Raw genomic sequence first — 7,500 nt, 5'->3', positions numbered from 1 at the left:
TGTTCATCAGCTAAAATAGCCTTTAAACGTGCAATAAGTCCTAATAACTCAGCATACTCTTGCTCGATTTTTTCACGCTCTAATCCAGTTAAACGTTGCAGGCGCATATCTAAAATAGCTTGCGCTTGCTTTTCGCTTAGCTGGAACTTTGTCATTAATCCTTCTTTTGCTACATCTACGGTCGCGGATTGACGAATGAGCTCAATCACTTCATCTAGGTGATCGAGGGCAATGCGTAGTCCTTCTAAAATATGGGCGCGTGCTTCTGCCTTGTTTAACTCAAATTGCGTACGACGACGAATAACAACCTTTTGATGTTCTAAATAATGCTGTAAACATTGTTTCAAATTCAATACTTTTGGTTGACCGTCAACAAGAGCAAGCATATTAATGCCAAAGCTCGTTTGTAAAGCCGTTTGTTTATATAAATTGTTAAGTACGACATGAGCACTCACATCTCTTCGTACTTCAATGACGATACGCATGCCGCTTCGATCCGACTCATCACGCAAATCTGTAATGCCATCAATTTTCTTTTCGCGTACAAGCTCAGCAATTTTTTCAATTAACTTCGCTTTATTGACTTGATAAGGTAACTCACGGACGATAATCACTTCTTTTCCGTTCTCTTTTTGCTCGATCTCTGCTTTGGCACGCAACGTAATCGAACCTCGTCCTGTTTCATACGCTTTTCGTATACCGCCTCTCCCAATAATTTGCGCACCTGTCGGAAAATCAGGTCCTGGCAAATATTCCATTAATTCAGCAATCGTCATATCTGGATCTTTCATTAGCTCTAATAAAGCATCAATGACTTCTCCAAGTTGATGCGGCGGAATATTTGTTGCCATTCCAACCGCAATCCCTGAAGATCCGTTCACAAGCAAATTCGGAAAACGAGCCGGCAAAACAATTGGCTCTCGTTCTGAACCGTCATAGTTGTCTTGGTAATCAATCGTGTCTTTGTTAATATCTCGCAACAGCTCCATCGAAATTTTCGACATTCTCGCTTCTGTATAGCGCATTGCTGCTGCAGCATCCCCGTCAATTGATCCGAAGTTTCCATGTCCATCTACAAGCATATATCGATAGTTGAAATCTTGTGCCATCCGCACCATCGTATCGTATACCGCTGCATCACCGTGTGGATGGTATTTCCCGATAACTTCACCGACAATACGTGCCGACTTTTTGTAAGGCTTGTCCGCCGTCATTCCTAAATCGTGCATTGCATATAAAATACGACGATGTACCGGCTTTAGACCATCACGCACATCAGGGAGCGCGCGAGATACAATGACGCTCATCGCATAGTCAAGAAACGATGCACGCATTTCTTGACTAATACTCACTTCTTTTACTCGTTCAGACATACAACAACGAACCTCCCTTACTTAGCAAAATAATAAAACAAGGGGAGGGTGAACAAACACTCTCCGACATGTTTAAATATCTAGGTTTTTTACGTATTTTGCGTTTTCTTCAATAAATTGTCTACGCGGCTCGACTTTGTCCCCCATTAAAATTTCGAACGTTTCGTCCGCCTCCATCGCATCTTGCAAACTCACTTTCAACAACGTTCTCGTTTCTGGATTCATTGTTGTTTCCCAAAGTTGTTCAGGATTCATCTCCCCAAGACCTTTATAACGTTGAATGACCGGTTTTGGTTGTTCAGGTAACCGCGTTAATATTTCTTCAAGTTGTCGATCACTATATGCATATTCGATTCGTTTTCCTTGCTGAATTTTATATAAAGGTGGTTGAGCGATGTAAACGTAGCCTTGTTCAATGACCTCGCGCATGTAGCGATAAAAAAATGTCAATAACAATGTGCGAATGTGTGCACCATCGACATCGGCGTCCGTCATAATAATGATCTTATGGTAACGAGCTTTTGTAATATCAAAATCTTCCCCGATTCCCGTGCCAAGAGCTGTAATAATCGCACGTACTTCATTGTTGGATAAAATTTTATCTAAACGTGATTTTTCAACGTTAATAATTTTTCCGCGCAACGGTAAAATCGCTTGGAAATGACGATCGCGTCCTTGTTTTGCAGAACCACCTGCCGAGTCTCCCTCAACGACATACAGTTCACATATCGCTGGGTCTCTCGATGAACAATCTGCCAATTTCCCAGGCAAACTTGATACTTCAAGGGCGTTTTTTCTTCTCGTTAATTCTCGCGCTCGCTTCGCTGCTAAACGTGCTCGAGAAGCTAAAATTCCTTTTTCAACGATTTTTTTTGCAACGGATGGATTTTCGAGTAAAAACTTCTCAAATTGTTCAGCAAAAATGGACTCTGTCGCCGTACGAGCATCACTATTTCCGAGTTTCGTCTTCGTTTGCCCCTCGAACTGTGGTGCTGGGTGTTTCACCGAGATGATGGCCGTTAATCCTTCCCGTACGTCCTCACCAGTTAAATTAGCATCTTGTTCTTTAAACATACTGCTTTTACGGCCATAATCATTAATAATTCGCGTCAGAGCTGTTTTAAACCCTAACTCGTGCGTACCACCTTCATGTGTATGAATGTTATTCGCAAATGAGTATATATTACTTGTATAACCATCGTTGTATTGTAGGGCAATTTCGACTTGAATCCCGTCTTTCTCCCCTTCAATATAAATTGGTTCCTCGTGAAGCGTTTCTTTTGTCCGATTTAAATGTTTAACGTATGAAGAAATTCCGCCTTCATAGTAGTATTCGTTGCGTCGCTTTTCACCGCGTCGATCTTCTAGCGTAATACGAATGCCTTTGTTTAAAAAAGCAAGCTCCCGTAAACGGTGCGCGAGTGTATCGTAATCATACTCCGTCGTTTCTGTAAAAATTTCCGGATCTGGCTTAAAATGAATCATTGTTCCTGTCCGATCTGTCTCACCTACAACTTGTAAATCAGAACAAGGCACACCGCGCTTATATTTTTGATAGTGAATGTTTCCATCGCGATGTACATATACTTCTAGTTCTTCTGACAACGCATTAACAACAGACGCACCGACCCCATGCAAACCGCCAGATACTTTATATCCACCGCCGCCGAATTTCCCTCCAGCGTGCAACACAGTCATAATTACTTCAACAGCTGGTCTCCCCATTTTTTCATGAATGCCAACTGGAATCCCCCGACCGTTATCGATAACTGTAATGCTATTGTCTTCTTCAACAATAACGGTGATTTCCGTACAAAATCCAGCTAGCGCTTCATCAATACTGTTGTCGACAATTTCCCAAACGAGATGGTGTAATCCTTTCGGTCCAGTTGATCCGATATACATCCCCGGTCTTTTTCGTACTGCTTCTAATCCTTCGAGCACTTGAATCTGACTTTCATCATAAACAATTTGTTCCCTTTGTTCCATCGTCACTATTGATCACCTACGCTTTCCTTTTCGGACAATACGTCCGAGTTTGATAAACAACTATCGTCTCATCATTTGTCCCGAGACAACTTCGTACACATCTGCATCACGAATAACGCGATGCTCAATCCCATCTATGCTCGTTGTTGTTACGAATGTTTGCACTTTGCCTTGTATAGCATTTAACAAATGCGTTTGGCGAAAATCATCCAGTTCTGATAGGACATCGTCAAGTAAAAGAATAGGGTACTCTCCAATTTCCGAAAAAATTAAATCAATTTCAGCTAGTTTCAATGAAAGGGCCGTCGTTCGTTGTTGTCCTTGTGAACCGAACGTTTGTACATCCTTTCCGTTAATTGTGAACGATAAATCATCTCGATGTGGCCCGATAAGTGTTGTGCCTCGTTCGATTTCTTTTGTTTTTATTTGTGCGAACTTGTCGTTATACACTTCTACTATTCTCGACCATTGTTGTTTGTCTAATACATGAACCGAAGGACAATAGTGAATAGCTAATTGTTCATTACCTCGACTAATTTCACCATGAATCGGTTTTGCCCACGTTTGTAATAATTCGATAAATTCGTATCTTTTAAGCGTGATCTTAGCTGCAAGTTCTACCAGTTGTTCTGTAAGCACATCAAGAAACGTTTCATCCATCTGTTTTTTCGACTGAAGTAGTTTCAAATATTGATTTCTTTGTTGCAACACTTTTTGATATTGACCAAGCTCATGCATGTAAACAGGAGATACTTGACCGATCTCCATGTCGATAAAACGTCTTCGAATTTGTGGGCTCCCTTTTACAAGGTTTAAGTCTTCTGGAGCAAACATGACAACGTTCATGTGCCCGACATATCTGCTTAACTTCGCCTGTTCAATATGATTGAGTTTTGCTTTCTTACCTTTTTTTGACACAGTTAGTTGCAGAAAAATGGACCCGTTTTTCTTTCCTACTTTACCTTCTATTTTAGCATAATCTTCGTCCCAACGAATTAAATCTTTATCGTTCGTCGTTCGATGTGATTTCGCCATAGATAAAACATAAATGGATTCCATGATGTTCGTCTTACCTTGGGCATTTTCACCTAAAATGACGTTTACTTTATTTTGAAATTGCCAACAACCTTGTTCATAATTGCGGTAGTTTTTTAAAGTTAATTGTTCCAAAAACAAAGGTGCTCCCACCTTCACGAACAAATCGTAAATGTACCGATTGTTTTGATGTCGACAACGTCCCCTACCTTCAGCTTTCGCCCGCGACGTTGTTCCTGCTCACCATTAACAAATACATCGTTTGTTTGTAAAAACCATTTCGCCATCCCACCTGTTGAGATGACGTTCGCTAGTTTTAAAAATTGTCCGAGTGTAATGGTTTCTGTTGAAATTTTTATTTCTTTCATCCATCATCCGCTCACTTTCTATAAAAAGTGTCCATTCTTTCATTGTACTAAAAAAGAAAGGTGAAGAAAAGGAAAGCTGCTAGTTCATCTAGCAGCTTTTAATATGTGCGCACAGGTAAAATTAATTGGAGCATCGAATCGTCATGAAGCGGACGAATTAAAAATGGTCGCATTGCACCAGTAAAACTAATTTTAATTTCTGTCCCTTCTAACGCTTTTAGTGCATCCATCATATATTTTGCGCTGAAAGAAATTTTTAATTCTTCTCCCTCAACTTGTTCACACTGCACTTCTTCAACTACTTTTCCGATTTCAGGTGAGTTCGAAGAAATTTCAACGATTTTGTCGGCTAGTGTCGATAAACGAACAACGTTGTTTCTTCCTTCACGCGCTAATAAAGATGCACGGTCGATCGCTTGTAGAAACTCCTTCGTTTTTACAATCACATCTGTCTGACTGTCTGTTGGAATAAGTCGAGACGTATCCGGATAGTTCCCGTCTAATAATCGTGAGAAAAACAACAAATGTTTTGTTTTGAATAATATTTGATTTTCTGTCACGACAATGTGCACAAGTTCATTCGACTCTTCGAGGATTTTATTTAGTTCGTTCAAACTCTTTCCCGGAATGACGATATTGAAGTACGCTTCTGATTCCGTTTCTACTTTTGCTTTTCTCATAGCTAGCCGATGGCTATCTGTTGCAATACACGTCAGTTCATTATTTTCAATTCGCCAGTTTACACCTGTCAAGATCGGACGTGTTTCTGAAGTCGATACAGCGAATACAGTTTGACGAATTACATGTTTTAACAAATCAGCTGGAACTTTAAACATGTTTTCCTCTTGAATTTGTGGTAAGCGCGGATATTCCTCTGGATCCAATCCGTTTAAGTGAAATTCGGCTTTTCCGGAACGAATGGTTGTGACAAATTGATCTTTTACTTCGATTTGTACGGTTTCTTTCGGTAGTTTACGAACAATTTCGCTAAAAAATCGCGCTTGGAGAACTACGCCCCCTTGTTTAATGACGTCAACAATAATACGATCCTTTTCCTCCGCTGGAATAAACGATTCAATCGAAATATCTGAGTCACTCCCTGTCAATGTAACTCCTTGCTCAGAGGCGACAATTTTAATTCCAGTCAAAATAGGAATGGTCGTTCGGGATGATACAGCTTTCATAACATCTTGCACACTTCTCACTAAGTGCTCGCGATCGATAGTAACTTTCACAAAGAAAACCTCCCTAATTATTAATTATATTTTTTTAAAAAACTATTAATCATAGTAATAGGCGCTGTGATTATGTGGATAAGTGAGTAAAACAAAGGAAGCACAGACTATCCACATGTGGACAGACTGTGCACAAACACAAAGTAGTTATTCACATTATTTCAGTTTCTCCATAATTTCTTTCAGCTGTTTTTGCAATTGAACGTCAGTCTGAATGAGAGCTGAAATTTTTTCATGGGCATGGATAACAGTCGTATGGTCACGCCCTCCAAATTCTTCACCAATTTTTGGGAGCGAACAGTCCGTCAGTTCGCGTGAAAGATACATTGCAATTTGTCTTGGAAAAGCAACAGATTTTGTCCGCTTTTTCGCCTTGAAATCTTCGAGTTTTACATTAAAATGCTCCCCGACAACGCGTTGAATATCTTGGATCGTAATAACTTTTGGTTTGGAGCTCGGAATAATATCTTTTAATGCTTCAGCTGCCAAATCTGCGTTAATTTCTTTATTAATTAAAGAAGAGTAAGCAACGACGCGAATGAGTGCCCCCTCTAATTCACGAATGTTCGAATCAATTTGATTAGCAATGTACAACATCACTTCGTTCGGTATGTCGAATCCTTCCGCTTTCGCTTTTTTGCGCAAAATTGCAATTCTCGTTTCTAAATCGGGAGGAGTGATGTCTGTAATTAAGCCCCATTCAAAACGAGAACGAAGGCGATCTTCTAACGTCGGAATTTCTTTTGGTGGTCGGTCGCTTGAGATGACAATTTGCTTACTTTCTTCATGTAGCGTATTAAACGTATGGAAAAACTCTTCTTGCGTTTGTTCTTTTCCAGCTAGAAATTGAATATCATCTATTAGTAACACGTCCACATTGCGATATTTGTTACGAAAATCATCCGGACGGTTGTCACGAATGGCATTAATAAATTCGTTTGTAAACTTTTCAGAAGATAGATAAACGACTTTCGCTGATGGGTTGTGTTCAAGAACGTAATGACCGATTGCGTGCATGAGGTGCGTCTTGCCTAGGCCTACACCACCATAAATGAAAAGGGGGTTGTATGCTTTGGCCGGTGCTTCTGCCACAGCTAAAGAGGCAGCATGAGCAAAGCGATTTCCAGATCCAATGACGAATGTATCGAACGTATACTTCGGATTGAGCATGCTTTGTGGAAATTCTGTTTGTTCATCATCGTGTTTTCGCGGTTTACTTGTTGGTTTTACATCAAATTCTTCCGATGTTTGATCGTTAGGAATCGTGCATTTGATTTTTAATTCTTCCCCGGTAATATCATAGAGCGTTTGTTCAATAAGCCGGGTGTAGCGCGATTCGAGCCAGTCTTTTGTAAATTCGTTTGGAACGGTAATAATAAGGATATCGCCCTTTAACGAATGTGCAGTCGTTGATTTTAACCATGTTTCAAAACTCGGTTTGCTAATTTTTTTCTCAATTTCGGCCAATGCTTTATTCCATAAGTCCGAAATATTTTCCAC

Annotated in this window: 6 protein-coding genes (1 of these 6 only partly in view); all 6 read right to left on the bottom strand. The window is 40.1% G+C overall.

Features of this window, described 5'->3' with window-relative positions; translation table 11 throughout:
* Positions 1–1,373, bottom strand: the 5' portion of a protein-coding gene (gene gyrA, locus NSQ23_RS00030) for a DNA gyrase subunit A (protein ID WP_339172155.1). It extends 1,078 nt beyond the left edge of the window; the window shows 1,373 of its 2,451 coding nt (coding positions 1–1,373); its start codon is at positions 1,371–1,373; its stop codon lies beyond the left edge, outside the window.
* A gap of 72 nt (positions 1,374–1,445) precedes the next feature.
* Positions 1,446–3,362, bottom strand: coding sequence for a DNA topoisomerase (ATP-hydrolyzing) subunit B (gene gyrB / locus NSQ23_RS00025; protein ID WP_339174470.1), 1,917 nt, complete (start codon positions 3,360–3,362; stop codon positions 1,446–1,448).
* A gap of 60 nt (positions 3,363–3,422) precedes the next feature.
* A complete protein-coding gene (gene recF / locus NSQ23_RS00020) occupies positions 3,423–4,538 on the bottom strand; it encodes a DNA replication/repair protein RecF (protein ID WP_004888459.1) in 1,116 nt (371 codons plus the stop codon).
* Between the two features lie 14 nt (positions 4,539–4,552).
* Positions 4,553–4,765: a S4 domain-containing protein YaaA gene (yaaA, locus tag NSQ23_RS00015; protein WP_004888458.1), complete on the bottom strand. Its 213-nt coding sequence runs from the start codon at positions 4,763–4,765 to the stop codon at positions 4,553–4,555.
* A 98-nt stretch (positions 4,766–4,863) separates the two neighbouring features.
* Complete coding sequence (gene dnaN, locus NSQ23_RS00010; protein ID WP_004888456.1) at positions 4,864–6,000, bottom strand: DNA polymerase III subunit beta; 1,137 nt, start codon at positions 5,998–6,000, stop codon at positions 4,864–4,866.
* 156 nt (positions 6,001–6,156) lie between these two features.
* Positions 6,157–7,500, bottom strand: coding sequence for a chromosomal replication initiator protein DnaA (gene dnaA / locus NSQ23_RS00005; protein WP_004888455.1), 1,344 nt, complete (start codon positions 7,498–7,500; stop codon positions 6,157–6,159).

Source organism: Anoxybacillus sp. FSL W8-1294 (genome assembly GCF_037965005.1).
Classification (GTDB): Bacteria; Bacillota; Bacilli; order Bacillales; family Anoxybacillaceae; genus Anoxybacillus; species Anoxybacillus flavithermus_G.
The sequence above is the reverse complement of the archived record's forward strand: the minus strand, read 5'-3'. Positions and strand labels throughout refer to the sequence as shown.